We start from the raw sequence: 23,761 nt of genomic DNA, 5'->3' as shown, positions 1-23,761 counted from the left end.
ACCACTATACTGGCGGCTACGCTTTGCCCTTGGCTTATGGAAAGTGAAGTAATTCATTCAACAAGCGGTGCTAGTGACGGATTTAAAGGCTTTCACTCAAGCACAGCAAAAGACCATAGCGACGACAAAAACACGAATATTGGTGACCGATGAAAGTGTATCTCCTTTTGTTTTTGGTTTTTTCCAAGTCACTATGTTGTTACCTCAATCTGTTTTTACCATGCCAGTAGCGCAACAACGTTTGCTAATTGACCATGAATTAATGCATATAAAAAGGCAGGACCCTAAGGCGGTTATTTTATGGCGTTTTTGTGCTTGTTTATTTTGCTTTAACCCTTTTTTCACTACACAGCTTTAACCAGCTTAATACTGACGGCATCTTACCCGTGAGTAGTGGCCGAATTTCTTCTGGTTATGATGATATTAGTGATTTTCGAGCTCATAGGCCGCATCAGGGCATTGATTTTTCCGCGCCAATTGTCACCGAGGTAGTTGCCAGTTTCTCTGGTGGTGAAATCACCTTACTTGCTGCGGATAAATCTTGATTAAAAAATTAGCGAGTGGTAATAATTATTTTGTTACAGATTAGTGTTTCTCTAGTTATTTATCATTAAGTATCATGGCTGACTAGTACTATTTATCCTAAATAATAAAAAGTAATTTATGAAGCCGTTTAAGAAGAATTCATCAATAATTAAAGCCGTTATTATAACTGCCGTTATGCTAATTGCGAGCTTAGCAATAAGCCCTGTCAGTCAGGCCGAAGCGCCTAAAAACCTAGGAGCAGACTGGGGTAAATATTTCAAAAAGTATAATGCTAAAGGCACCATAGTTATCCTTGATCAACGTGCTAATCAAGAGCAAAGCTGGGTGTTTGATCAAAAAAGAGCACAGCAACGTTATTCACCTGCTTCTACTTACAAGATCCCGCACACGCTTTTTGCTCTGGATGCAGGCTTGGTAAAAGATGAATGGCAAGTTTTTCCTTGGGATGGGGTGAAAAGAGCTTACTCACCGCATAATCGAGATCAAAATTTACGCTCGGCCATGCGTAACTCCGCGGTCTGGGTGTATGATATTTTTGCTAAACAGCTAGGTAAGAAAAAGTCTGGCAATTATTTGAAGAAAATAGCCTATGGTAATGCCGACCCAAGTACCGCACAAGGTAGCTATTGGATTGAGGGTAAACTGGCCGTTTCAGCGCACGAACAAATAGAATTTCTGCAGCGTCTTTATAAAAATGAGCTGCCTTTTAAAGTCGAATACCAATTATTAGTGAAAGATCTTATGGTGATTGCAGCAAAAAGAACCTGGATACTAAGAGCTAAAACTGGCTGGCAAGGCCGGCATGGTTGGTGGGTAGGTTGGGTTGAATGGCCTAACGGGCCGGTATTCTTTGCCTTAAATATCGATACCCCAGACGGCATGAGTGATCTCTACAAGAGGCAGGCGATAGTGCGAGACATACTTATGTCGATTGAAGCTTTGCCAAGTAACAGCTAGCAAGCCGATTCAACTAGTGCCAGTATTGTTTTTATTATGATATCTTGCTGATTGAACAGCAGAGTATATAAAATAAAAAATGCTAAAACCTAATGGCTTTAGCGTCTTAGTGCTTTTATCGAGTTAACACCTTAACTTACCGCTAAGCATAGGTTTTACTAAAACTATCAATGCCTGCTTGCGCACAGCTTAAATCTTGCTCTGGCGAGCCTGAGCTGATGCCAATGCCGCCAACTACGTTGCCATTGAAGCTTATTGGTAAACCACCACCAACAATACACATACGGCCACCTAAAGCGGTATGAATACCAAATAAATTATTTTTATCGCCTGGAATACAGGCTTTATTTAATTCATGGGTACCCTTGCGTGCCGATGCTGCGGTAAAGGCTTTATCTTGCGAAATGGTAATACTGTGTACTTTACCGCCATCCATACGTTCAAAGGCAATTAAGTTACCGGATTCATCGACAACGGCAATACACATGGGTATGCCAAGCTCAGTGGCTTTTTGTACTGCGCCGTCAATGATGGTTTTTGCTTCCGTTTGGTTTAGTCTATTTATTGTCAACATAGTTGCTACTCTTCTAATTTTAAAACTGGTTCAGCTTGCTCAAGATAATTATATTGACAGTGAGTTATTACCTTGGCTGATGTAATCTGCTTAACGATTACAAAATATCTTTTAACTGGCTTTTTTAATGACTGGTTCGGTTTTAACATAACCCAGCTCAATGGAAATTGACTTACCCGCTTTAACCAAGTCTTTAATCCACTCATCTTTACGTCGTTCAATCGGCGCTGACACCGATAATCCGGCAACAACTTCGCCATATCTGTCATATAAAAGTACACCAATACAACCTACGCCTATTTCGGCTTCTTCGTTGTCATAGGCAAAACCTTGTTCGACACAGCGCATACATTCGCGCTCTAAGCTTTCTATCTGTGAAAATGTTTTACGGGTATAGGTAGGTAAGTTTGTTCGCTGCGCATAGCCACTAATACCTTTGCTGCCTTCCATACCTAACATCATTTTGCCAACACCGGTGACATGTAAAGGCGCGCGGCTACCTATAATTTGTTGTACATGCATCATTCTATTGGGCACGGCTTTTTCTACATAAATAACGACATCACCTTCACGAGCGGTAAGGTTGATGGTTTCACCAAATTTATCACGCAGTTTTTCCATATAAGGTAGTGCCACTTTACGAAAATCAACATTTTGATATTGATAATTACTTAACCTAATGAGTCGGCCGCTTAACTGATACTTACCTGAATTGCCACGATCAACAAAATGATTGTCGATAAGGGAATGTAAGATACGAAAAGCAGTAGATGGCGCCAAGTTAGTATCTGCACTGAGCGCTTTTAATGTTACTGGCATGGTATAGCGTGATATCGCATCGAGTAATGCGGCGGCTCTATCGAGTACTTGAATGCGAGATTCTGGTTTGGCTTTGTTCATAATGTTACCGCTTATTTACAGGCTTAATTTTATCATCCATCTAACATCCCCTTTCTTGACTCTTGTGTCAACTTTTGATTTAAATATAGAGCTAAAAACCATAATTAATTTCAGTTTGCTTATTTCACATTGTGGAATATTAATTTCAGGGTGAATTTAGTGGTTAATAAGTTGAATAAAAACAATTGTTTATTGTTTTTAATTCGGTGGCTGCGAGGTTGGATTTCATATGGTGAAACCCCTCTTATTTGCCTGCTTTGGCTATTTTTCATAAGGTGAAATTGAAGCGATAAAAACAAAATATTCTACTAATTAACACTCACATTGAGACTAATTATTGAAAAATATTACTAATAGCGCGACTAAAAACGCGAGAAATATCACGGCTGAAACCGCGACTAATACCACGGTTAATAGCCAAGAAAAGATTAAGAGGAACCTATGAGCAGTGCAACCAAACCGACTATGATCATTCCAAGCTACGAAGATGTACTCGTTGCCCATGAACGCATTCAACCTTACATCCACAAAACTCCAGTGCTAACGTCAACGCGTTTGAACGAAATGACCGGGGCTGAGTTATTCTTCAAATGTGAAAACTTACAAAAAGCAGCGGCATTTAAAGTTCGTGGTGCCTGTAATGCTGTCTTTGGTTTAACCGACGAAGCAGCAAAGATTGGTGTTGCCACGCATTCTTCAGGAAACCATGCTTTATCACTTTCATATGCAGCGGGACGCCGCGGTATTCCCGTTACCGTAGTCATGCCTCATACCGCACCACAAGCGAAGAAAGATGCGGTGATCGGCTATGGTGGCAAAATCGTAGAATGTGAACCGTCAACCTCTTCTCGTGAAGCAGTATTTGCTGATGTTGTTGCCCAATCAGGTGCTGATTTTGTCCATCCATACAACGACCCTCGTGTTATTGCCGGTCAAGCGACTTGTGCCAAAGAATTGCTTGAGCAAGTTAACAACCTTGACGCTGTAATAGCCCCTATCGGTGGTGGCGGTATGATCTCAGGGACCTGTTTAACACTTTCTCATGTTGCGCCTGACGTTAAAATTTACGCGGCTGAACCTTTAAATGCTGATGATGCCGCGCGCTCTTTTAGAGCCGGACACATTATTGCTGATGATGCGCCCAACACAGTGGCCGACGGCCTTAAGGTGCCTTTAAAAGATCTAACTTGGCACTTTGTTAGCAAGTACGTAACCGATATTTTTACTTGTAGCGAAGAAGAAATCGTTGCTGCGATGAAACTTGTCTGGAAAACAATGAAAATTATTATCGAACCAAGTTCAGCGGTAGCCGTAGCCTGTATTTTGAATAATCCCGAAGTTTTCAAGGGCAAGCGTGTTGGCGTAATTATAACCGGAGGCAATGTCGATTTAGACAAACTGCCGTGGATGAATAAATAAAAAATAAAGCCAATGTTATCCACCGAGGGCTTGACCAGCCTACCAGGATATTTTTCTCAGAGCAGTGCGTAGCACCTCGGTGGTTAAAAATATTACGTTAAATAAATATAAACAATTAAAATTTTGGAGAATAAAATGACAAAAATAAATGATTTAGCCGTAGGTTATGACGTGCCCGCAATTCCGGGTATGGATGAAGCCGATATTCAAACACCCTGTTTAATCGTTGATTTAGACGCGTTAGAGCGCAACATCGTTAAAATGGGTCAATACGCGAAAGACATGGGCGTGCGCCATCGTGTCCATGGCAAGATGCATAAATCGGTAGATATTGCTCTTTTACAAGAGAAGCTTGGTGATAGCTGTGGTGTATGTTGTCAGAAAGTATCAGAAGCCGAAGTATTTGCGCGTGGCGGTATTAAAGACATTTTAGTGTCTAATCAAGTTCGTGATCCAGCAAAAATTGACCGTTTAGCCCGTTTACCTTTATTAGGTGCCCGTACTATCGTGTGTGTTGATGATATTGATAACGTTGCTGAATTAGCGGCTGCCGTTGCTAAACATGATACACAAATTGAATGTCTAGTAGAGATTGATTGTGGTGCTGGCCGTTGTGGTGTTACTGAAGGCCAACCGGTGGTTGATATTGCTAAAGCGATAGCGGCAACGCCAGGCTTAACTTTCTCCGGTATTCAAGCTTACCAAGGTGCTATGCAGCACATGGAAAGTTTCCAAGCACGTAAAGAAAAAATCGATATTGCTATCGGTATGGTTGCCCGCACAGTTGCAATGCTTAAAGCCGAAGGCCTTGAGTGTGACATCGTTGGTGGTGGTGGTACAGGTTCATACTACTTCGAAGGTAACTCAGGTGTTTTCAATGAATTACAGTGTGGTTCTTACGCATTTATGGATGCTGATTACCAACGTATTCATGATGAAAATGGCGAGAAAATTTCAGAATTCGAAAACTCACTATTCATTTTAACCTCGGTTATGAGCCATACCAAAGCCGACAAAGCTATTTGTGATGCTGGTCTTAAAGCACAATCAGTCGATAGTGGTTTACCCTATATCTTTGGTCGTGATGATGTTGAATACATCAAGTGTTCTGATGAACATGGTGTTATTTCAGATCCGAACGGCGTATTAAAAATTAATGAAAAATTAAAGTTGGTACCAGGTCATTGTGATCCCACTTGTAACGTGCACGATTACTACGTTGGTGTGCGTAACGGTAAGGTTGAAACCTTATGGCCAGTTTCTGCACGTGGTAAAGCGTACTAGTTAGCTCTGCTTTAATTGCTGCTTAAATAATAGTAGCCCATCGCCTTCGGTATTCGCCGAGGGTGTTTCCATTTTTCTAGGACATTAATTATGAGTGATTCACAAATAAACAAGGGCGTATCAGTAATTTCTGAAGAGGTTTGCCAACAAGTTATGGGTAGAGCCAATGCCTTTACTGCGGTAGAAAACGTCTTTTCTGCTATGGCTAAAAAAACCGCCTACAACTTTCCGGTAATTCGTGAAGCCATTGGGCATGCCGATGCGTTATATGGATTTAAGTCAGGTTTCGATCGTGACGGTATGGTATTAGGTTTAAAATCTGGTGGTTACTGGCCGAGTAACATGGCAAAAGGTCTAACTAACCATCAATCAACAGTGATTTTATTTGATCCAGATACCGGCAAATTAAAATCTCTAGTGGGTGGTAACTATTTAACGGCGGTACGTACGGCCGCTTCTTCTGCTATCTCTATCGCGTATTTAGCCCGAAAAGATGCCAAAGTGTTAGGCATGATAGGTGCGGGCCATCAATCTACTTTCCAATTACGTGCTGCGGTTGAGCAACGTAATTTTGAAAAAGTAGTGTGTTGGAACTTACACCCAGAGCACATTTCTAACCTTGCCGCTGTCGCTGAAGAATTAGGTTTACCGTTTGAGTCGGTAACACGTGAAGAGCTTTGTGCCCAAGCAGACGTCATTATTACCATTACTTCTGCTTTTGAAGCACTTATTGAAAAAGATTGGATCAAGCCCGGTACTCATATCGCTTGTATGGGTACTGATACTAAAGGTAAGCAAGAAGTTGATGCTAAATTACTGACAGTGGCTAAGGTATTTACCGATGAATTAGCACAATCAATTACCATAGGTGAAGCCCAGCACGCGATTGCGCGCAAACTAATTCAACAAAGTGATATCGTTCCTATAGGTGAAGTAATTAATGGTACTAAACCTGGACGTACTTCAGCGGAAGACATTACTCTTTTTGATGGTACTGGTGTTGGTTTACAAGATTTAGCGGTAGCTTCTTTAGCCGCTGAATTAGCCGAAGCTAAAGGTTTAGCGACTTACTTTAAACTATAAGGTTAGTGCTTTTTAACGAAGACTTTTCCAGTTAGTGCGGCTAAAAAGTAAGCCTCATCGGAGGCGACAAGTCATCATGGCTGTTTATTCATTTAAACAGCCATTTTTTTTGCTTAAAAGTAGCAGTAAGCACATAAGTAAAATCTTGCGTAGCAGAGGGATTTTAATACTTTGAAAATAAAGCTATTAAGGTTAGATTGGTTAATAACCGTTTTTTTGTCGTTTGTTAGTTACCTAGTTACCAGGAGTTTATGTGAGCAAGTGTATAGTGAGTTATTTAGTCGGTATTTGTTGGTGTATTGGAGCTCATTGATATCATGGTGATAATTAGAGCGGCGCGTTTAGACGATTTAGAGCATATTGCTGAGTTACATGCACAAAGCTGGCGTGAAAACTATCAGCAAGTACTGTCGGCAGACTATCTTAATGATAAAGTTTTTGCTGAAAGGCTAGCCATATGGACAACAAGATTAACAACACCACAGAGTAATCAATTAGTGCTAGTGGCTGAGTTAGAGGGAGTTTTCTGTGGCTTTATTTGTCTCTTGGGTGGTAACCATCCTAAATATGGCACCATCATTGATAACCTGCATGTGATGTCAGCTAATAAAGGTCAAGGTACTGGCTCTCGTTTATTAGCGGCTGCGGCATCTTGGGCTACTGCCAATTATAAAGACCATGATGTATACCTTGAGGTTTTAGCCGGTAATAACAAAGCAATAGGCTTCTACCAAGCGAAAGGGGCGACGAATATAGCGACAGCTTATTGGCATACCCCTTGTGGCAACAAGGCGAAAGAATTCATCTATAGTTGGGGAGCACCTGATAACTTGGCTAAAGGAGTCGTGCAGGGGATAGCTAACAAACTAACTAATAATCTAGCGGAGAAGGTTTCATGAAAGCAGCAATGAAAGAATCGATAGCAGAAGTGAAGAATGAACTGAAAACTGAGCTGAAAGCCAAGCTGCTGTACTGGAATAACCTTAAAAGCAGAAAAATAAAAGTCGCGGTAATCGTCTTGGGCCTTGGCATAATAGCGTTAAAAATATTCACCACAGTATTAACGTTTGATTGGCTTAGTGGTTTATTTACTTAAGGCTAGTTGCACTTTAAAGTGGATGAAACCTCTATTTTTGTGAATTAATTTGAATACCCTCTTTGTCATCATAATACTCAAAGTAAAACTCTGCTCAATGTAAATCAGTAACGATGATTTATTGATATTATGTATTAATTATTTGGAGTGGGTGTCTGGTGTTATAACCACAAAGAAGACAATAGCTTTTGAGTTCTTAACGTCAACTGTTACCACAAAACCGACCTAATTTAGACAGATATTTATCATAATAAATAGTCCGCTTCGCCACCAGAGCTGACGTTCAGAACAATGGGGGGAGCTATTTAGAGCAAAAGATGTCATTCTCTGGATTTAAGTTATAGAACTATTAGTGCCTAAATAGCCTTTAAATTATTTCAGCTCCAATCTACTTCTTGCTGTAATGAGGTCCCATAAGATAAGTGGCCGTTTTTTATTAGAGTCTCAATTGAGTTAGTTACTTCAATAAGCAGGTCAACATTAGTGATATCTTTTTCAAACAAACTAATCCATGCATTTCTACCATTATTTTTAACAGCATAAAGGGCTATATCTGCAAAACTCAAGGTTTGCTCCCAACTAAGAGCTTCTGGTTTTTGTTCAATAAATGGATAACTAGAAATACCAATAGAACATGTTTTATTTAACGTTTTTCCGTTACCAATATCAAATGAGTATGCCTCTATATTAATTCTTATTCTTTCTGCTAAGTTTTGTATCTCTTGCAAATTAACAGTATTTGCAATCACAACAAACTCTTCTCCGCCCCAGCGAACAACCCAATCAGATTCTCTACACGTATCAGTGATTACTTTAACTAACTGTACTAAAACTCTATCGCCTGCATCGTGTCCATGAACATCGTTTACTTGCTTGAAATGATCCATATCAAGCATGATGAAACCAATTTTAGGTGGTGTACCTTCTTTGGGTTTAAAATAAGCTCTTTTTATTTGTGCGATCTCTTTGCCTATGTGTTTATGAAAAAAACGGCGATTATGGGCACCCGTTAATTGATCTGTAAGACTAACTTTCTCCAATTCTGCTGTTCTCTCTGCAACTTTACGCTCCAATTGCTCATTAATTACTCGTTCAACAATCACCTTCTTTCTTTGAGAATCAATGAACGCCAAAACTAAGCTCAGTAAAAACAAGCCATAGAAAGTATATGCCCACCATGTTTTCCAAGGTGGAGGTAAAACAGTAATGTTTAATGATGCTCCCTCTTCATTCCAATATCCGTCAGCATTGCTCGCTTTTACTCTGAAGGTATAATCTCCGTTAGGCAGATTAGTATAGGTAGCTCTTCGGTTTTTGTAGTCGGTACTTACCCAATCCTTATCCCAACCGACCAATTGATAAGCAAATTTATTTTTTTTCGGATTAGAGAAATGTAACGCGGCAAATTCAAAGGCAACAATATTGTCTTTATAGGTTAATGTTATCGCTTTAGTTACGTGAATTGCCTGAGTGAGACTAAAACCTGCCACCTCATCAACGGCATTGCTGGATGAAGAGTCCAATAATGATTTTGTCTCACTGTTTTGCTCCAAGGTTGGACTGTTGCTTAATACTAATGGCACTATTGGCACAGATTCATTTAATAAAAACATATCAGTTATCAGCACAATGGGTACTTGTTTATCATCGATAATATTTTCTGGATAAAAACGATTAAAGCCATTAATGCCGCCAAAAAATAGTTCTCCGTTTTTGCTTTTAAAAGAAGCGCCACTGTTAAATTCATTACTTTGCAGGCCATCGCCAACATCATAATTTCTAAACGTTTTAGCTTTTAGCGTCATCCGTGACAACCCTTGATTGGTACTTAACCAGATATTCCCTTGTTTATCTTCTTCAATACGGTAAATAACATTATTGGCTAGGCCATTTTCTGTGGTGAACCGCTTAAACTTTGCTGTTTTGTTATTAAAAAGGTTAAGCCCACCAGGTGTGCCAACCCAAAGATTGCCTTGGTTATCCTCTAGAAGACTATAGACACTGTCATGACTTAAACTATTGGCATCATCTGACTGATGACGGTAATGGGTAAACTGCTGGGTTTTGGGATTAAAATGATTGAGACCACCACCATAAGTTCCCACCCAAAGGTTGCCTTGGCTATCCTCTAGAAGACTAAAGACATCGTCATCACTTAAACTATTTGCATCACCTGCCTGATGACGATACTGGCTAAACTGCTGGGTTTTGGGATTAAAATGATTAAGACCGCCACCAAGAGTTCCCACCCAAAGGTTGCCTTGGCTATCCTCTAGAAGACTATAGACAGTGTCATGACTTAAACTATTTGCATCACCTGTCTGATGACGGTACTGGCTAAACTGCTGGGTTTTGGGATTGAAATGATTGAGGCCACCACGAGTTCCCACCCAAAGATTGCCTTGGCTATCCTCTAGAAGACTAAAGACATCGTCATCACTTAAACTATTTGCATCACCTGCCTGATGACGGTAATGGGTAAACTGCTGGGTTTGGGGGTTAAAATAATTAAGACCGCCACCAAGAGTTCCCACCCAAAGGTTGCCTTGGCTATCCTCTAGAAGACTATAGACAGTGTCATCACTTAAACTATTGGCATCATCTGACTGATGACGGTAATGGGTAAACTGCTGGATTTTGGGATTAAAATGATTAAGACCGCCACCAAGAGTTCCCACCCAAAGGTTGCCTTGGCTATCCTCTAGAAGACTAAAGACATCGTCATGACTTAAACTATTGGCATCACCTGCCTGATGACGGTACTGAGTAAACTGCTGGGTTTTGGGATTAAAATGATTGAGGCCACCACGAGTTCCCACCCAAAGATTGCCTTGGCTATCCTCAACAAGACTATAGACATCGTCATCACTTAAACTATTGGCATCACCTGCCTGATGACGGTAATGGCTAAACTGCTGGGTTTTGGGATTAAAATAATTAAGACCGCCACCATGAGTTCCCACCCAAAGATTGCCTTGGCTATCCTCAACAAGACTATAGACATCGTCATCACTTAAACTATTTGCATCACCTGCCTGATGACGGTAATGGGTAAACTGCTGTGTTTTGGCATTAAAATAATTAAGACCGCCACCACGAGTTCCCACCCAAAGGTTGCCTTGGCTATCCTCAAGAAGACTAAAGACATCGTCATCACTTAAACTATTTGCATCATCTGTCTGATGACGGTAATGGGTAAACTGCTGAGTTTTGGGATTAAAATGATTAAGACCGCCACCACGAGTTCCCACCCAAAGGTTGCCTTGGCTATCTTCTAGAAGACTATAGACAGTGTCATGACTTAAACTATTTAAATCACCTGCCTGATGACGGTACTGGGTAAACTGCTGTGTTTTGGCATTAAAATAATTAAGACCGCCGCCACGAGTTCCCACCCAAAGATTCCCTCGGCTGTCTTCAATAAGGCTAAGAATGTCATTATCAGACAGTGAGTGACTATTATTAGGCTCATGTTTAAATACTTTTAGGCTATAGCCATCATATCGAACCAGCCCTTCTTCTGTGCCAATCCATAAAAAACCTGTGCTACCTTGCAGTATTGTATGTACGGAATTTTGGGGTAAGCCATCTTCAATGGTTATGTGCTTAAAGCGAATAGACGGTTTTCCATCAAAAGAAAAAGCAATTGAAGAAAAGAATATCGTTACAAAAAGCAACGTTATAAAAGGTAAGGTAAATTGTATTTTTTTAGACAATTAATTTTTACTTAAAAATGAATATTCCCTAAGTCTAGTTTAATTTAGGGATATAGAAAGTTGCATATATCAGCCTACAGTTTAGTTTTTTATTTAAAACAATTTAAGAAGACAAAACTTGTCGGTAAAAAATTGCCCGTCAGCGTCAGCCTTTCCATAGAAATAAAAGATCTGTTTTAGGCTCAAATACATCAAGTGTTGGAAAGTCAATGGCAGCTTTGAGCGGTAAAGAGGACGTTTGGATTAACGAGTTGCTAGCTTCCGCTAAGCGCACTAAGTGAGCCTTATTAGTCAACGGTGGAACGGCATATCGCACAGTTCAAAATCGACGGTCAGATTAGATATAAGCTACCATAGGAAATGCCCTGTTATATGTTCTTCCTAAATTAGTACGTAACTATTACTGACAATAAGTGAATAGTTACTTACTAAGCTATGAATTAAGTGTCATTCATATAATTATCGGGTAAAGGCAGGGCAGCAACGCCTGAGTCTACTGCGGCTTTAGCCACAGCAAAGGCGACGTTTTTACATAACCTTGGGTCCATAGGGCGAGGGATAATATAACCTTTACCAAAGGATAATTCCTTTTCACCACTGGCTTTTAACACGCTTTCCGGTACATCTTGTTTGGCTAGCTCTCTAATAGCATGAACCGCTGCTAATTTCATTTCATTATTAATTGTGCTGGCGCGTACATCTAAGGCACCACGGAAAATAAACGGGAAACAAAGGACGTTGTTTACTTGGTTCGGGTAATCAGAACGACCTGTCGCCATAATTAAATCACTTCTAACTGCGTGTGCTAGCTCAGGTTTAATTTCAGGATCTGGGTTAGAGCAAGCAAATATTATCGGATTATCAGCCATTTTCTTTACCTGCTCAGGGCTAAGTAAGTTAGGACCAGAAACACCAAGGAAAACATCAGCGCCTTCAATCACATCATCTAAGGTTCTTTTGTCGGTGTTATTAGCGAAACGTGTTTTATATTCAGATAAATCACTACGGCGGGTATGAATTACCCCTTTAGTGTCGAGCATATATATCTTTTCACGCATTGCGCCACATTGAATGAGCAGTTCCATACAGGCAATCGCGGCAGCGCCGGCACCTAAACAGACGATATTTGCGTGTTCGATTTTTTTATTTTGAATTTCTAAGGCATTAAGCATGGCGGCAGACGTCACGATAGCGGTACCGTGTTGATCATCATGAAATACCGGGATTTTACAACGCTCTTTCAGTGCTTTTTCAATGATAAAACACTCAGGTGCTTTGATATCTTCTAAATTAATACCACCAAAGCTATCAGCAATACAGGCAACTGTATTGATAAACTCTTCGGTAGTTTTATGGGTTACTTCGATATCGAAGGAGTTAATATCGGCAAAACGTTTAAATAATAACGCTTTACCTTCCATTACTGGTTTTGACGCCATTGGTCCTAGATTTCCTAGGCCAAGTACAGCGGTACCATTTGAAATAACGGCAACGGTATTGCCCTTACCGGTATATTTGTAAACATCGTCAGGGTTCTTGGCAATTTCTCGGCAAGGCTCGGCAACACCTGGGCTATACGCTAGCGACAAATCGGCACTGGTTTCGGCGGGGGTAGTGATGGCAACGGCAATTTTACCTGGGGTGGGCAAGGCGTGATAATCCAGAGCTGCTTGTTTAAAATCAGACATGTGTGACCTACTTTTTATAGTTTTAAGATTAAAGGTATATGGGCGGTATTCAACATACCGGTTGGGTGCGGCCTATGCAGAGTGCAAAGATAGCAATAGCTGCACTGGGTACGATACGGCCAAAGACAATTTCAGTGGGCAGATTAAAAACAAATATACAGATAGCACTTAAGGCAATAACATTGGTTACGTTATCGGTAAAAAGCGGCCAAAAGGCACTGAGACCACTTCGATGAAAAAGTTTATATTCGCTACTTTCTGTCTTCATAGTGCCTCCTCGTAAAAGCTTTATTGCTATTTTTTAATACCTAGCAATAAAGCGGCTTATTTTTAAATAAAAGACGAAATCAACTTATTTGCTTAGAAACGCCATACTGCTAAGAATTGCACGGTATTGTCATCAACACCTTTAGCACCTAACTTGTTTTTCCAGTATTGGTATTCAATACCGGCGAATAAGCGGTTAGATGGCGTACCAATTAATTCACCAACATCTAAGCGAACTTGTGGTTGAAATAGAATCCAAGATTCTAGCTCGGTAGTGCCGAAGGTATGTGTTTGTGTACGTCCGTCGATATACTCTAAATGACCTTCAATACTCCAGCTCGTTGAACCAATTTTAAAGGGATAAGCCCACGAAAAATCGACCATAAAACTGGTATCTTCATCAATAATACCAAAACCGCCAGAGTTTACGTCTGCGCCACTGGCATGGATAAATGCGGTAATGTCGAATTGGGCAAAAGCAAAGCCAGGTAGGTCTAACGATAAACGCATACCAGGTAATACCCAAGAGCTGTCTACTTCGGGTGCGTAGTTAAAGCCAGCCACTAAGCCAATATCTTTCACTGGACCAAAAGATAAGTCACTACCCGTCAGAGCACCTAAGCTAAAGTGTGAATACCATTCGCCGTAAAATTCGGCTGAATCAGGAGCGCCATTTTTACCTGAATACTGTGAGTGGTCGATGAAAAAGAAGTTATCGCCGTATTCCCAGCCACCCGCATGTTGGAAGGTAGTAATCGTTCCCGTTGATTGCCCTGGGGCACCGGCACTTTCAAATTCACCACCTGCTTGAATTTGAATTTCGGTATTGCTCCATATTTCTGCTGATGCCATTGGCGCATTTAATGCGGCTGTTAATGCAAGGGCGGTAAGTGATGCTGAAATTTTCATAGTGTCTCTCTTAGGTAATTTATTTTTATTTATTTATTTAATAGTCATATTAATTTTTGTTTTAATTTTTTTCAAGATGTATATATTTCACTCTTTATCGTAACTTGACACATGTGTCAGGTTGCGATTAACTAAGATACATCAGGTTGTTTTATAAACACAACTAAAAATTAAAACTAAAATAGAAGGTAAAGCAATTATGACGTTTAAATCATTCAATCCACCAGAAAGAATTTTAATGGGCCCTGGCCCTTCCGATGTAAGTGCGCGAGTACGTTCAGCACTGTCTAGACCAACTATAGGTCATCTTGACCCTTTATTTATCAATATGATGGATGAAGTTAAGACCTTGCTGCAATATGCTTTTCAAACCAAGAATGAATTCACTATTGCCTTATCAGCGCCGGGCTCTGCCGGCATGGAAGCCTGTTTTGTAAACTTAGTAGAACCGGGCGATAAGGTCATTGTTTGTCGCAATGGTGTTTTTGGTGACCGTATGATTGAAAATGTTATCAGACTTGGTGCCGAGGCCGTAGTTGTTGACTCTCCTTGGGGACGAGCTGTGGAAACACATAAGGTGAAAGCCGCATTGCACGACCACCCTGATGCCAAGTTCTTAGCTTTTGTTCATGCTGAAACCTCAACAGGTGCAGTGTCAGACGCTAAAACTCTCTGTCAAATGGCTCAGGAACATGGTTGTTTAACTATTGTCGATGCGGTGACGTCATTGGGTGGTATTGAGCTTAGAGTGGATGAGTGGGGTATTGACGCTATCTATTCTGGGACGCAGAAGTGTATATCTTGTGTGCCGGGTATGTCACCTATTTCATTCAGTCCTAAAGCGGTAGCAGTGGTACAAAACCGTAAGACTAAAATACAAAGCTGGTTCTTAGACCAAACGTTAGTCATGGGTTATTGGTCTGGTAAAGGTAAACGTACTTACCATCATACCGCGCCGGTAAACTCTTTATATGCACTACATGAAGCGTTAATCATACTACATGAAGAAGGTCTAGAAAATAGCTGGGCGCGTCATAGAGCACAACACCAAGTACTAGCTAAGGGTCTGAAAGAATTAGGTATTGAGTTTATCGTACCTGAAGAAGAGCGCTTACCTCAGCTCAATGCTATCTATATTCCTGACGGTGCGGATGATGCTAAAGTAAGAAACTACTTACTAGAGCATTATAACTTGGAAATCGGTGCTGGTTTAGGAGCTTTTGCCGGTAAAGCATGGCGCATTGGTTTGATGGGACATACCGCTAAAAGTGAAAATGTGGCCTTATGTTTAACGGCCTTAAAAGATGCCTTGAATCAATAAGGGCTTATTAAAAACGTAATAAAACTCAATAAATAGTTTTATTGATGAAAAAAGACCACCTTTTGGTGGTCTTTTTTTTTGCATGATGAAATCTAAAGCGCCGTTTCTGGTAAATCTTTGGCTAATTTTTTCATCCTGTGGCATAGGAATAGTCGCTGCGGCATTTATACAAGGTTTTTTTAGATGATAAAAGCCAATAGACTGCTATTTATTACCGGTGAAAGACTGTTTTATTTCGAATGCAGCCTTGAAGGAGAGATTTTACCGTCTATGGGGTTAATATTTATCAGCTAAAGCTAATTCACCAAGGTGTTATTCAAGACCATCAATAATTGTTTGTGGAGACGTTTATCTAATGATAAATTAGCCCTGTTATTAACCTACCCTTGTAACACTCCATTATGAAGCAGACTAATAAAACATTATCGATATATCAAAAACTTGAAAAGTACCCTTTTGGCAAAAAAATATTCTCAATTATCGTCAGTCGTGTCGCACCTTACTTCGCCACGATTAATCCTAAGATTTCAGAACTAGTGCCGAACCAATGCACCTGTCTAATCAAAAAAAAGAAAAAGGTCTTTAACCATATAAAAACAGTGCATGTGATAGCTATTTGTAATGGTTTAGAAATGGCAATGGGCGTCATGGCAGAAGCTTCAATTCCCAAGCATCTTCGCTGGATCCCAAAAGGAATGACGGTTGCTTATACGGCCAAAGCGGGTAGTGATATTCGATGTGTAGCAAACGTAAAGCAAGAAGACTGGCAGCCTGGTGATATGCTCGTTAACATCACCGCCTATGATGAAAATAATATTGTCGTGGTTAAGGGGCATATTAAACTGTGGATATCTGAAAAGCCAACAGTCTGAGCATTGTTCGAATTAACAAAGTGCATAAAAGTCTGCGACTTGCCCGCTAAACGGGCACAGTACAATTGCCATCCCCATCGCCATTACTTAGCTTAGGCTATAAGCCACAGCCTTTTAATATAATCGTGGTCAGTGAATGGATGACCTCATCAAAATCAGCATCGTTCATCGTTTCTTTACCAAGACCGGCTAATACTTGCACATTAAAATCAGCATAATGCTGGGTAGAACTCCAAATAAGGAATAACAAATGATAAGGGTTAATGGCGTCTATTTGGCCTTTTTCTATCCAGGTTTCTATTACGGAAATTTTTTCATCTAACCATTGTTTGAATTCGGTATGCAAATAGTCTTTAAGAATGGGCGCACCATGAATCACTTCACTGGCAAATATTTTTGAGCCGTCAGGATCATGCTTGGCATGCATTACTTTCTCATGAATATAGGCGGTAAGAATCGTTTTAGGATCATCATCAACACTTAAGGTATCAAAGCTAGTATTCCAGCTGACAATAATCTCGCTGAGTAATTGCTGATAAAGCTCGGTTTTATCATTGAAATAATAATGAATGTTCGCTCGGGGAATATTTGCTCGTTCGGCAATTCGCTTAATAGAGGCGCCTTTAAAACCGTGGGTAACAAACTCTGTTTTAGCCGCCGTTAAAATAAGTGCGACATTCTTTTGGCGAACTTGTCCGACAGATTCTTTTTTTACCGACACAAATACCTCATAACTTCATTCTTCATAGTAGAGTGAATAACTTTATAACAAGTTTTAACTGACAGCCATCGCTTTATGACAAATGGAATAATTAATTGCAGTAAATGGGAAATATAGCGAGTAATTGGCTATCACTGGTGATTGCTCATGGCTGTCATGACGAGTGTGCTAACTGGTGATTGTGTAATAGAGGCGTGGAGCACTGCTAGCGCATTTTAAGCCCTTACTATGTATGATTTGATATATTACAGCCTTTAAAATCAGCTATATTCTTAATTTCTTTCGCGTCGCGGTGGCGACTACACCCAGAGAGGGCTATCGCCGAACCCTCTCTGGACTCTCCCAGCGCTGCGAGTAAAGCCTAATCTTTCATTCAATCAAGTGCTTCGAGGAGTCGCGTTAATGTACGTCCTTGTACAACGCCGCTTTTTCATCATCCCTGATGAAAACACCTGTGCACTTTCAATCATTTCAGGGTTTTACCACGCAGGTTCGGCGCATTTTGCTTGTTTGGTGTTCAATTACCTTCTTTGAAAGTATTGGCTGTCACCAAATATTGGTAATGTTCAGCTTTAACAGTTCAACGATTAAGATAAATGCTCAGCTTTTACTTCCAGACGTCTTTTATGTAATAACGGCTCAGTATAACCACTGGCTTGCTCTTTGCCCTGAAAAATAAGTTCTCCAGCTGCTTTAAAAGCAATGCTATTTTCAAGGTCACTCGACATGGCGATATAGCCATCATCAGCAGAATTTTGCTGATCAACAATGGGTGCCATACGTTGCAAGGACTCATGCACTTGGCTTTCACTAATAACACCATGATGAAGCCAATTACAGATATGCTGGCTCGATATTCTTAACGTCGCTCTATCTTCCATACGGGCAACATTATCAATATCAGGTACTTTTGAGCAACCAATACCTTGATTGACCCAACGGACAACATAACCCAGTAGCCCTTGAATGTTATTGTCTAATTCTTTTTGAATCGCCGCTGCTGATAATTCAGCTTGGTTTTTCAGTAAAGGAATAGTCAATAAATCGGTTAAATCATCGATAGCCCCAGGTAAGGCAAACTCCGCTTGCATAGCATTTTGTACGGCTTGCACATTCACTTTGTGATAATGCATTACGTGTAAAGTGGCTGCGGTAGGTGAAGGTACCCAAGCACAATTTGCTCCTGATAGTGGGTGAGCAATTTTGCTGTTTACCATGGCTGACATTTGCTCAGGTATTGCCCACATGCCTTTACCTATTTGCGCTTTGCCTTGAAAACCTGCTTGCAAACCAATTCTGACATTTCTCAATTCATAAGCCTTGATCCAGGGCTCATCTTTCATCAATTCTTTCTGAGCCATAGCTCCAGCGAGCATACTGGTATGTATTTCATCACCGGTACGATCTAAAAAGCCGGTGTTGATAAAGGCGACACGAGTTTGTGCCGCGCGAATACATTCCTTTAAATTGGCTGAGGTACGACGTTCCTCATCCATAATACCCATTTTAATGGTATTTTCCGCTAAACCTAAATGACGCTCGATAGCGCTAAATAAATCATGACTGAATTTTACTTCTTCAGGGCCATGCATTTTCGGTTTGACTATATAAATACTGCCTTGCTGAGAGTTTTTAAATTTAGAATTGCCGTTTAAGTCATGCAATGAAATTAAGCTGGTGATAAGGCCATCAACAATACCTTCAGGTACCTTGTCGCCATTTTTGTTGACAATAGCATCTGTGGTCATTAAATGGCCGACATTGCGGATAAATTGCAAGCTTCTACCCGAGAGAGAAATCTTTTCTCGGTTTGGTGATAAGTAGCTTCGGTCAGGGTTCAGGGTGCGGGTGATGGTTTTATTGCCTTTTTGAATAATCTCAGCAAGATCACCTTTCATTAAACCTAACCAATTACGATAAACCGCAGTTTTATCCATGGCATCAACCGCGGCAATGGAGTCTTCGCAGTCTTGAATCGTAGTTAAGGCGGATTCTAACACCACATCTTTCACAAACGCGGCATCTGTTTTACCAACAATATTGTCTTTATCGATTTGGATTTCAATGTGTAAACCGTTATGTCGACAGAGTAGTTCCGTTGGTGCATCGGTTGCGCCATTGTAGCCAACAAATTGCTCGCTATCTTGTAACTGAACTTGTTCACCGGAGAACAAGGTCACGGTGAAATTTTTATTGATGATATGGTAAAGCACCGCATCAATATGGCTGCCAGAGGTTAACGGTAAAGTCTCGTCTAAAAACCTACGCGCGTAGGCCTGTACTCTACGGCCGCGAACAGGGTTGAAGTCTTTGCTTTGTTGGGCACCATTATCATCACCAATAACATCGGTACCATATAAAGCATCATATAAACTGCCCCATCTAGCATTAGCCGCATTTAGGGCAAATCTGGCATTCATTAAGGGCACAACAAGTTGCGGACCCGCAATGCGGGCAACCTCATCATCAACATTTTTGGTGGAAATCGTGAAATCAGCTTTTTCTTCTAGCAGATAGCCTATTTCCTTTAAAAACAACTCATAGCGCTCTTGGTTAAAAGGCTGGTTGGCCGAGTCACTATGCCAAACATCAATTTGTGCTTGCAAGCTAGCTCTGGTGGCTAATAGCTGTTGATTACGCGGGGTAAACTCAGTTAAAACCTCGGCCACAGCATCCCAAAAGTGCTCGGCCTTAATATTAAGGCCAGGTAACACTTCATGATTGACTAAATTAAATAAACAGCCTGCCACCTGATAACCGTGTTTGATTGTTGTTTTCTGCATTTCTTATCCTTTTTCTTGGTCTTTATCTTGCTTTAATAGCCATGTAGATACGTTTATGCAAACTTACTTTATTTGGGATAACCACAGTGACAAGGTTAAGCGCTCTTGGTCAGTCATCTTGGTTTTATTCATAAAGGGCATGTCTTTTGAGTTAATAACCCGTGCTTCAATTCTTGGCGCCCATTGTTTGATAGAAGCGATATCTGTGAAAATAACGCCACCTTGAGGGCTGGTGAAAACATCATCGGTGGGTGTTACTGAATGGCAGGCCGCACAACGGTCGGCAATAATTTTTTGAACTTGCACCGGGCTAATAACTTGCTGCTTTTGCTCTGCTGATAACTCCACCGTTTTAGGGGCAATTAAATAGGCAAGTACCACAGTGGCAACAATGGTAGCAACCAATATTAGCGGCTTATGCTTGCCAACGTGACGTAAGACAAAATACTGACGCACCGCGGCGGTGATTACTATGATTACCATCAATATTAACCAGTTAGCACTGTGGTTATATGTGATGGGATAATGATTTGAAATCATAATAAATAACACCGGCAAGGTGATATAAGTGTTGTGAGTAGAGCGTAATTTAGCATTTAAGCCATACTTTGAATCAGGAGTAACGCCATCTTCTACCGCTTTTACTAGGGCACGTTGTGATGGCATGATGCCAAAAAATACGTTGCCAGCCATGATGGTACCTAAGATAGCGCCCATATGCATATAAGCACCACGAGCACTAAATACTTGTGTTAAACCGTAAGATAAAGCGGTAGCAATAATGAACAAAATAAGTGCTAATACTAAGCCGTGATCTTTAAGTTTTGTTCTTACTAATAATTCATAACTACCGACACCGATAACAATAGCGCCTATACCTAAGCCAATCGCTTGCCATTGTGTTAAATCTTTCACCCGTGGGTCAATTAAGTAAGACTCAGCGCCCACATAAAACATCAGTGATAATAATAAGAAACCTGTGATCCAGGTGGTATAAGCTTCCCACTTAAACCAATGCAATGTGGTGGGGATTTTTGGTGGCGCAAGTTTGTATTTAGCAATTTCATAAAAGCCACCACCATGAATAGCCCAAAGGTCACCGGAAATGCCTTTTTCTGCTTTCCACTCGGGTGGTTTTTCCAGATGGTTATCTAACCAAACAAAATAAAATGAGGCACCGATCCAAGCGATACCAACGACCAAATGTGCGAAGCGAATGATTAAATTTAACCACTCAGTAATATACGGGTCCATAGTCTTTCCTTTTGTACTTTTACCCAAGGTAAAAGTTTTATAATTTTATGATTAACTAGCTAATTACGTTGTTTAATAATTTCATTAAACATTAGCTTTCTTAAGCGATGTTGCCTTAGACCCAGCTAGGCAACCGTCTGTTATATGTAGTACTGGTATTTTTATTAGCTGCTTAGCCTTTAGTAAGTGAAGCGTTTTAATCTACCATTAGTGAATTAGTTGATGATTGAAGTTTTTGAGTACAAAGAAGAAGCACGGAATTTATAACTATAAATGAGTACTTCTGATGCTGTATTCGCAGATTTCAACTATTAAATAATTTGTTGATTAAACTTTTTCTCCCATGATATGGGTGGCTTTAACATGTCTGTCATCACCAAGTATGCTCAAGACGAATAGTTTTTCGGTTAAGGTTTTGCAACGGGCAATACGTCTTGCCATTAGTGGCGTTGCTTGGTAATCAAGTACGATAAAATCAGCTTCAGCGCCTTTAGTAAAGTTACCAATAGTCCCCTCTAAATCTAAAGCAACCGCGCCGCCTAAGGTGGCTAGGTAGAATGATTTAAACGGGCTTAACTTATCGCCACGTAATTGCTGGGTTTTATAGGCTTCGTTTAATGTCGTTAACATTGAAAAGCTAGTGCCAGCGCCAATGTCTGTGCCTAAACCAACATTCACATCAAATTCTTCCGCTTGTTTTAGGTTGAAACAACCACTGCCTAAAAATAAGTTGGAAGTGGGGCAAAAAGCAATGGCAGAGTTAGTCTCACTTAAACGCTGACATTCATGGTCGTGTAAGTGTACGCCGTGAGCAAAAATACTACGTCGGCCTAATAAATTGCTCTTATCATACACATCAAGGTAACCGTCACTGTCGGGGAATAATTCGCTTACCCAAGCAATTTCATTTTTGTTTTCTGATAAATGAGTATGTAAATAAACACCTGGATATTCTTTTAATAACTCACCGGCTTTGTGCAATTGTTCCGTTGAACAGGTGGGTGCAAAACGTGGAGTGATCGCATATTGTAATCTGTCGGTGTTATGCCATTTCTCAATTAACGCCTTGCTGTCGGTATAGCCTGATGCTGTGGTATCTTGCAGGTCCTCTGGGCAATTTTGATTCATCAAAACTTTACCGCAAATCATGCGTAATTTTTTCTGTTGGGCGATAGTGAAAAAAGCATCTACGGATTCTTTATGGACAGTACCGAACACTAAAGCTGTGGTAGTACCCGCGTCTAATAATTGTGTTAAGAAAAACTCAGCGACACGTTTACCATGTTCGAAATCGGAGAATTGTTTTTCTTCAGGGAAGGTATAGTTTTCTAGCCACTCAAGTAATTGTGCACCATAGGAGGCGATCATTTCCGTTTGTGGGTAATGTACATGGGTATCGATAAAGCCTGGCATGATTAAGCCATTGTCATATTGAGTGACTTCAAGGCCTACGGGTAATGTTGCCAATAAATCAGTGGCGTTACCTACGGCGACCACTAAGCCATTTTTTATTAGCAAAAGTCCATCTTCAAAGTATTGATAACTCTCTTCTTCCGCGACTTTTGCTGGGTCGGCTAAAAAATGCAGTATCTCCCCGCGAAACGCTTTGGTAGCTGTGCTTGTTACTTCACTAGTGGAAGGAGTGTTTGAAGTACTGTGAGACATATTGGTAAACCTATTACTTATGTTATTGCTATGTATTTGTGCTGCTATTTATACTAGCTGCACTAAATTAATTGATTGTTTATCATTCGATTCATCAATTTGAATCAAATTTTTGATTATTCTGCAAGGGTGATAACGAGCGAGCCGTCGAGCTTTTCTACATCGCAGTTATCGCCTTCGCCGCCGCGATCAACCACGAGGAAATCACTGACCTCATTAAGTGCTAAACAAAAGTGATGCCAAGTACCTTTATGGTAATTTACCCCCTGGTCTGAGCGGGCTAAAAATACTTTAATAGCAGCAGTATCAAGCTCACCCTTTGGTGCAACGACAACCACATAAGGATGATTGCCCATAGGGATAAATGCTTGACTGCCTAAAGGATGGCGTTCCATCATTTTGACTGGTAAAGGAAAAGCCAGCGGGGTGGAACGAAAAATATTAAGTAAGGTTTTACCCGCTTGCTCAGCAACGTCAACGTCAGCAAGATTATGATAACGCATGGTGTGGCCATCATTAATGGCGAAATGTTCAGCACTTTCGGACACTGAAATAACATCCCCAAAAGCGGCAAAGTTTGCTGCCGTTAATTCTTGGGGTATAACATTAATGATTTTACTGGTCATCTTAATCTCTCTGTTACTGGTAATGTTAGCGGTTAATATTTTTCTACTGGCGTGAAACTGTTGTTATCTATTGGTTAAAT

At 40.5% G+C, this 23,761-nt stretch carries 21 protein-coding genes; 10 read left to right on the top strand and 11 right to left on the bottom strand.

Annotation, left to right across the window (positions count from 1 at the left end; genetic code table 11):
- The first annotated feature begins 73 nt into the window (after positions 1-73).
- The 3 genes from CMT41_RS17655 to blaOXA all read left to right on the top strand — a co-directional run bounded on the left by CMT41_RS17655 (position 74) and on the right by blaOXA (position 1,503).
- A complete protein-coding gene (locus tag CMT41_RS17655) occupies positions 74-358 on the top strand; it encodes a M56 family metallopeptidase (protein ID WP_058028004.1) in 285 nt (94 codons plus the stop codon).
- Positions 312-545, top strand: coding sequence for a hypothetical protein (locus tag CMT41_RS19285; protein ID WP_157466397.1), 234 nt, complete (start codon positions 312-314; stop codon positions 543-545). Before CMT41_RS17655 ends, CMT41_RS19285 begins: the two co-directional genes overlap by 47 nt.
- A gap of 175 nt (positions 546-720) precedes the next feature.
- The gene (gene blaOXA / locus CMT41_RS17650; protein ID WP_157466432.1) at positions 721-1,503 is read left to right on the top strand and encodes a class D beta-lactamase; all 783 of its coding nucleotides are present in this window, start codon (positions 721-723) and stop codon (positions 1,501-1,503) included.
- Positions 1,504-1,645: 142 nt separating this feature from the next.
- Here the strand turns inward: blaOXA and CMT41_RS17645 are convergent, their stop codons facing one another.
- Both CMT41_RS17645 and CMT41_RS17640 read right to left on the bottom strand, forming a co-directional pair.
- Positions 1,646-2,077: a GlcG/HbpS family heme-binding protein gene (locus CMT41_RS17645; protein WP_057183264.1), complete on the bottom strand. Its 432-nt coding sequence runs from the start codon at positions 2,075-2,077 to the stop codon at positions 1,646-1,648.
- A gap of 111 nt (positions 2,078-2,188) precedes the next feature.
- Positions 2,189-2,977, bottom strand: coding sequence for an IclR family transcriptional regulator (locus tag CMT41_RS17640; protein ID WP_058028002.1), 789 nt, complete (start codon positions 2,975-2,977; stop codon positions 2,189-2,191).
- Positions 2,978-3,418: 441 nt separating this feature from the next.
- Here CMT41_RS17640 and bhcB point away from each other — a divergent pair, with 441 nt between their 5' ends.
- The 5 genes from bhcB to CMT41_RS17615 all read left to right on the top strand — a co-directional run bounded on the left by bhcB (position 3,419) and on the right by CMT41_RS17615 (position 7,859).
- Positions 3,419-4,396: a beta-hydroxyaspartate dehydratase BhcB gene (gene bhcB, locus CMT41_RS17635; RefSeq protein WP_057183260.1), complete on the top strand. Its 978-nt coding sequence runs from the start codon at positions 3,419-3,421 to the stop codon at positions 4,394-4,396.
- 135 nt (positions 4,397-4,531) lie between these two features.
- A complete protein-coding gene (bhcC, locus tag CMT41_RS17630; protein WP_058028001.1) occupies positions 4,532-5,680 on the top strand; it encodes a 3-hydroxy-D-aspartate aldolase BhcC in 1,149 nt (382 codons plus the stop codon).
- A gap of 90 nt (positions 5,681-5,770) precedes the next feature.
- Complete coding sequence (bhcD, locus tag CMT41_RS17625) at positions 5,771-6,763, top strand: iminosuccinate reductase BhcD (RefSeq protein ID WP_198149764.1); 993 nt, start codon at positions 5,771-5,773, stop codon at positions 6,761-6,763.
- 317 nt (positions 6,764-7,080) lie between these two features.
- On the top strand, positions 7,081-7,662 hold the full coding sequence (locus CMT41_RS17620) for a GNAT family N-acetyltransferase (RefSeq protein ID WP_157466396.1): 582 nt from the start codon (positions 7,081-7,083) through the stop codon (positions 7,660-7,662).
- Complete coding sequence (locus CMT41_RS17615) at positions 7,659-7,859, top strand: hypothetical protein (protein ID WP_231733106.1); 201 nt, start codon at positions 7,659-7,661, stop codon at positions 7,857-7,859. Before CMT41_RS17620 ends, CMT41_RS17615 begins: the two co-directional genes overlap by 4 nt.
- A gap of 377 nt (positions 7,860-8,236) precedes the next feature.
- Here CMT41_RS17615 and CMT41_RS17610 read toward each other — a convergent pair whose 3' ends face one another.
- The 4 genes from CMT41_RS17610 to CMT41_RS17595 all read right to left on the bottom strand — a co-directional run bounded on the left by CMT41_RS17610 (position 8,237) and on the right by CMT41_RS17595 (position 14,439).
- Positions 8,237-11,575, bottom strand: a complete 3,339-nt coding sequence (locus tag CMT41_RS17610) for a ligand-binding sensor domain-containing diguanylate cyclase (protein WP_058027999.1) — start codon at positions 11,573-11,575, stop codon at positions 8,237-8,239.
- 440 nt (positions 11,576-12,015) lie between these two features.
- Positions 12,016-13,263 (bottom strand): malic enzyme-like NAD(P)-binding protein, encoded by a 1,248-nt coding sequence (locus CMT41_RS17605; protein WP_057183252.1) that lies wholly within the window; start codon positions 13,261-13,263, stop codon positions 12,016-12,018.
- Positions 13,264-13,312: 49 nt separating this feature from the next.
- Positions 13,313-13,531 (bottom strand): hypothetical protein, encoded by a 219-nt coding sequence (locus CMT41_RS17600; RefSeq protein WP_057183250.1) that lies wholly within the window; start codon positions 13,529-13,531, stop codon positions 13,313-13,315.
- Between the two features lie 92 nt (positions 13,532-13,623).
- Positions 13,624-14,439 carry a hypothetical protein gene (locus tag CMT41_RS17595; protein WP_057183249.1) on the bottom strand — a complete coding sequence of 272 codons (816 nt, stop codon included), beginning with the start codon at positions 14,437-14,439 and terminating at the stop codon, positions 13,624-13,626.
- A 199-nt stretch (positions 14,440-14,638) separates the two neighbouring features.
- Between CMT41_RS17595 and CMT41_RS17590 the strand changes: the two genes are divergently transcribed.
- Positions 14,639-15,760 (top strand): pyridoxal-phosphate-dependent aminotransferase family protein, encoded by a 1,122-nt coding sequence (locus CMT41_RS17590; RefSeq protein WP_057183247.1) that lies wholly within the window; start codon positions 14,639-14,641, stop codon positions 15,758-15,760.
- A 401-nt stretch (positions 15,761-16,161) separates the two neighbouring features.
- Positions 16,162-16,632 carry a hotdog fold domain-containing protein gene (locus tag CMT41_RS17585; RefSeq protein WP_057183246.1) on the top strand — a complete coding sequence of 157 codons (471 nt, stop codon included), beginning with the start codon at positions 16,162-16,164 and terminating at the stop codon, positions 16,630-16,632.
- A gap of 97 nt (positions 16,633-16,729) precedes the next feature.
- On the opposite strand, the gene CMT41_RS17580 is transcribed toward CMT41_RS17585, so the two are convergent.
- The 5 genes from CMT41_RS17580 to CMT41_RS17560 all read right to left on the bottom strand — a co-directional run bounded on the left by CMT41_RS17580 (position 16,730) and on the right by CMT41_RS17560 (position 23,681).
- Positions 16,730-17,353, bottom strand: a complete 624-nt coding sequence (locus tag CMT41_RS17580) for a TetR/AcrR family transcriptional regulator (protein ID WP_058027998.1) — start codon at positions 17,351-17,353, stop codon at positions 16,730-16,732.
- A 587-nt stretch (positions 17,354-17,940) separates the two neighbouring features.
- The gene (locus CMT41_RS17575; RefSeq protein WP_058027997.1) at positions 17,941-20,136 is read right to left on the bottom strand and encodes a malate synthase G; all 2,196 of its coding nucleotides are present in this window, start codon (positions 20,134-20,136) and stop codon (positions 17,941-17,943) included.
- Positions 20,137-20,199: 63 nt separating this feature from the next.
- Positions 20,200-21,390: a urate hydroxylase PuuD gene (locus CMT41_RS17570; RefSeq protein ID WP_058027996.1), complete on the bottom strand. Its 1,191-nt coding sequence runs from the start codon at positions 21,388-21,390 to the stop codon at positions 20,200-20,202.
- Positions 21,391-21,717: 327 nt separating this feature from the next.
- Complete coding sequence (gene guaD / locus CMT41_RS17565) at positions 21,718-23,055, bottom strand: guanine deaminase (protein WP_058027995.1); 1,338 nt, start codon at positions 23,053-23,055, stop codon at positions 21,718-21,720.
- A gap of 116 nt (positions 23,056-23,171) precedes the next feature.
- A complete protein-coding gene (locus CMT41_RS17560) occupies positions 23,172-23,681 on the bottom strand; it encodes an ureidoglycolate lyase (RefSeq protein ID WP_057183233.1) in 510 nt (169 codons plus the stop codon).
- Between the last annotated feature and the right edge of the window lie 80 nt (positions 23,682-23,761).

The sequence above is a fragment of the Colwellia sp. MT41 genome, from assembly GCF_001444365.1.
Classification (GTDB): Bacteria; Pseudomonadota; Gammaproteobacteria; order Enterobacterales; family Alteromonadaceae; genus Colwellia; species Colwellia marinimaniae.
Note: the sequence above shows the minus strand (reverse complement) of the source record. Positions and strands in the feature narration are given on the sequence as shown.

Excerpts from the sequence above, each read along its gene's own strand:
- blaOXA (WP_157466432.1), top strand. The coding sequence starts at position 721 with ATGCTAATTGCGAGCTTAGCAATAAGCCCTGTCAGTCAGGCCGAAGCG.
- CMT41_RS17645 (WP_057183264.1), bottom strand. The coding sequence starts at position 2,077 with ATGTTGACAATAAATAGACTAAACCAAACGGAAGCAAAAACCATCATT.
- CMT41_RS17640 (WP_058028002.1), bottom strand. The coding sequence starts at position 2,977 with ATGAACAAAGCCAAACCAGAATCTCGCATTCAAGTACTCGATAGAGCC.
- bhcB (WP_057183260.1), top strand. The coding sequence starts at position 3,419 with ATGAGCAGTGCAACCAAACCGACTATGATCATTCCAAGCTACGAAGAT.
- bhcC (WP_058028001.1), top strand. The coding sequence starts at position 4,532 with ATGACAAAAATAAATGATTTAGCCGTAGGTTATGACGTGCCCGCAATT.
- bhcD (WP_198149764.1), top strand. The coding sequence starts at position 5,771 with ATGAGTGATTCACAAATAAACAAGGGCGTATCAGTAATTTCTGAAGAG.
- CMT41_RS17620 (WP_157466396.1), top strand. The coding sequence starts at position 7,081 with ATGGTGATAATTAGAGCGGCGCGTTTAGACGATTTAGAGCATATTGCT.
- CMT41_RS17615 (WP_231733106.1), top strand. The coding sequence starts at position 7,659 with ATGAAAGCAGCAATGAAAGAATCGATAGCAGAAGTGAAGAATGAACTG.
- CMT41_RS17605 (WP_057183252.1), bottom strand. The coding sequence starts at position 13,263 with ATGTCTGATTTTAAACAAGCAGCTCTGGATTATCACGCCTTGCCCACC.
- CMT41_RS17600 (WP_057183250.1), bottom strand. The coding sequence starts at position 13,531 with ATGAAGACAGAAAGTAGCGAATATAAACTTTTTCATCGAAGTGGTCTC.
- CMT41_RS17595 (WP_057183249.1), bottom strand. The coding sequence starts at position 14,439 with ATGAAAATTTCAGCATCACTTACCGCCCTTGCATTAACAGCCGCATTA.
- CMT41_RS17590 (WP_057183247.1), top strand. The coding sequence starts at position 14,639 with ATGACGTTTAAATCATTCAATCCACCAGAAAGAATTTTAATGGGCCCT.
- CMT41_RS17585 (WP_057183246.1), top strand. The coding sequence starts at position 16,162 with ATGAAGCAGACTAATAAAACATTATCGATATATCAAAAACTTGAAAAG.
- CMT41_RS17575 (WP_058027997.1), bottom strand. The coding sequence starts at position 20,136 with ATGCAGAAAACAACAATCAAACACGGTTATCAGGTGGCAGGCTGTTTA.
- CMT41_RS17570 (WP_058027996.1), bottom strand. The coding sequence starts at position 21,390 with ATGGACCCGTATATTACTGAGTGGTTAAATTTAATCATTCGCTTCGCA.
- guaD (WP_058027995.1), bottom strand. The coding sequence starts at position 23,055 with ATGTCTCACAGTACTTCAAACACTCCTTCCACTAGTGAAGTAACAAGC.
- CMT41_RS17560 (WP_057183233.1), bottom strand. The coding sequence starts at position 23,681 with ATGACCAGTAAAATCATTAATGTTATACCCCAAGAATTAACGGCAGCA.